This window comes from Edaphobacillus lindanitolerans, from assembly GCF_900156305.1.
GTDB classification, from domain to species: domain Bacteria; phylum Bacillota; class Bacilli; order Bacillales_A; family Planococcaceae; genus Bhargavaea; species Bhargavaea lindanitolerans.
This window is the reverse complement of record NZ_FTPL01000008.1, coordinates 1-2,937: the sequence shown is the minus strand read 5'-3', so window position 1 is coordinate 2,937 and position 2,937 is coordinate 1. Positions and strand designations below refer to the sequence as shown.

Sequence of the window (2,937 nt, the reverse complement as noted above, 5' to 3'; positions counted from 1 at the left end):
CCGGAGGTTAAGTTAGAAAGGGCGCACGGTGGATGCCTTGGCACCAGGAGCCGATGAAGGACGGAACGAACACCGATATGCTCCGGGGAGCTGTAAGTAAGCTGCGATCCGGAGATTTCCGAATGGGGAAACCCACTGCCCGTAATGGGGCAGTACGGCTGCGTGAATCCATAGCGCAGTCGGGGCAAACCCGGGGAACTGAAACATCTTAGTACCCGGAGGAAGAGAAAGAAACATCGATTCCCCAAGTAGCGGCGAGCGAAACGGGAACAGCCCAAACCAGGGGGCTTGCCCCCTGGGGTTGTAGGACACTCCATTGGAGTTACAAAGGGATGCGTTAGGCGAAGCGGCCTGGAAAGGCCCGCCGAAGAGGGTAAAAGCCCCGTAGCCGGCAGCGCATCCCCTCCGGAGTGGATCCTGAGTACGGCGGAACACGTGAAATTCCGTCGGAATCCGGGAGGACCATCTCCCAAGGCTAAATACTTCCTGGTGACCGATAGTGAACCAGTACCGTGAGGGAAAGGTGAAAAGCACCCCGGAAGGGGAGTGAAATAGATCCTGAAACCGTGTGCCTACAAGTAGTCAGAGCCCGTTAACGGGTGATGGCGTGCCTTTTGTAGAATGAACCGGCGAGTTACGATTCCATGCAAGGTTAAGCCGAGGAGGCGGAGCCGCAGCGAAAGCGAGTCTGAACAGGGCGAATGAGTATGGGGTCGTAGACCCGAAACCAGGTGATCTACCCATGTCCAGGGTGAAGGTAAGGTAACACTTACTGGAGGCCCGAACCCACGTACGTTGAAAAGTGCGGGGATGAGGTGTGGGTAGCGGTGAAATTCCAATCGAACCTGGAGATAGCTGGTTCTCTCCGAAATAGCTTTAGGGCTAGCCTCAAGTTTAAGAATCCCGGAGGTAGAGCACTGTTTGGATGAGGGGCCCATCCCGGGTTACCGAGTTCAGACAAACTCCGAATGCCGGCGATTTATGCTTGGGAGTCAGACTGCGAGTGATAAGATCCGTAGTCGAGAGGGAAACAGCCCAGACCACCGGTTAAGGTCCCCAAGTGTCTGTTAAGTGGAAAAGGATGTGGCGCTGCCCAGACAACCAGGATGTTGGCTTAGAAGCAGCCACCATTTAAAGAGTGCGTAATAGCTCACTGGTCGAGTGGCGCTGCGCCGAAAATGTACCGGGGCTAAACAGACCACCGAAGCCGTGGATTGACACCGTTGGTGTCAGTGGTAGGAGAGCGTTCCAAGGGCGTTGAAGCCGGACCGGAAGGACCGGTGGAGCGCTTGGAAGTGAGAATGCCGGTATGAGTAGCGAAAGACGGGTGAGAATCCCGTCCACCGAATGCCTAAGGTTTCCTGAGGAAGGCTCGTCCGCTCAGGGTCAGTCGGGACCTAAGTCGAGGCCGAAAGGCGTAGACGATGGACAACAGGTTGATATTCCTGTACCACCTCCCCGCCGTTTGAGTGACGGGGTGACGCAGAAGGATAGGGTGAGCGCGCTGTTGGTCATGCGCGTCCAAGCAGTGAGGCGGGGGATGAGGCAAATCCCATCCCCGCAACGCCAGGCTGTGACGGCAAGGGGAATTGTCCCCGGAGTCCCTGATTTCACGCTGCCAAGAAAAGCCTCTAACGAGGCGGGAGGTGCCCGTACCGCAAACCGACACAGGTAGGCGAGGAGAGAATCCTAAGGTGATCGAGAGAACTCTCGTTAAGGAACTCGGCAAAATGACCCCGTAACTTCGGGAGAAGGGGTGCTCTGGTAGGGTGCAAGCCCGAGAGAGCCGCAGTGAATAGGCCCAGGCGACTGTTTAGCAAAAACACAGGTCTCTGCAAAACCGCAAGGTGATGTATAGGGGCTGACGCCTGCCCGGTGCTGGAAGGTTAAGAGGAGGGGTTAGCGCAAGCGAAGCTCCGAATTGAAGCCCCAGTAAACGGCGGCCGTAACTATAACGGTCCTAAGGTAGCGAAATTCCTTGTCGGGTAAGTTCCGACCCGCACGAAAGGCGTAACGATCTGGGCACTGTCTCAACGAGAGACTCGGTGAAATTATAGTACCTGTGAAGATGCAGGTTACCCGCGACAGGACGGAAAGACCCCGTGGAGCTTTACTGCAGCCTGATATTGAATTCCGGTGCAGCCTGTACAGGATAGGTAGGAGCCGTGGAAACCGGAGCGCCAGCTTCGGTGGAGGCATCGGTGGGATACTACCCTGGCTGTATTGGACTTCTAACCCGTGCCCGTGATCCGGGCAGGGGACAGTGTCAGGCGGGCAGTTTGACTGGGGCGGTCGCCTCCTAAAAGGTAACGGAGGCGCCCAAAGGTTCCCTCAGAATGGTTGGACATCATTCGTAGAGTGCAAAGGCAGAAGGGAGCTTGACTGCGAGACCTACAAGTCGAGCAGGGTCGAAAGACGGGCTTAGTGATCCGGTGGTTCCGCATGGAAGGGCCATCGCTCAACGGATAAAAGCTACCCCGGGGATAACAGGCTTATCTCCCCCAAGAGTTCACATCGACGGGGAGGTTTGGCACCTCGATGTCGGCTCATCGCATCCTGGGGCTGTAGTCGGTCCCAAGGGTTGGGCTGTTCGCCCATTAAAGCGGTACGCGAGCTGGGTTCAGAACGTCGTGAGACAGTTCGGTCCCTATCCGTCGCGGGCGCAGGAAATTTGAGAGGAGCTGTCCTTAGTACGAGAGGACCGGGATGGACACACCGCTGGTGTACCAGTTGTTCCGCCAGGGGCATTGCTGGGTAGCTATGTGTGGACGGGATAAGTGCTGAAAGCATCTAAGCACGAAGCCCCCCTCGAGATGAGATTTCCCATTACGCAAGTAAGTAAGATCCCTCGAAGATGACGAGGTGGATAGGTCCGGGGTGGAAGCGTGGCGACACGTGCAGCTGACGGATACTAATCGATCGAGGACTTAACCTCAA

1 rRNA gene is annotated in these 2,937 nt (G+C 56.4%); it reads left to right on the top strand.

What is annotated here, in order from left to right:
- Nucleotides 1-5: 5 nt before the first annotated feature.
- Nucleotides 6-2,935 (top strand): 23S ribosomal RNA (locus B0B07_RS15005).
- The last annotated feature ends 2 nt before the right edge of the window (nt 2,936-2,937 follow it).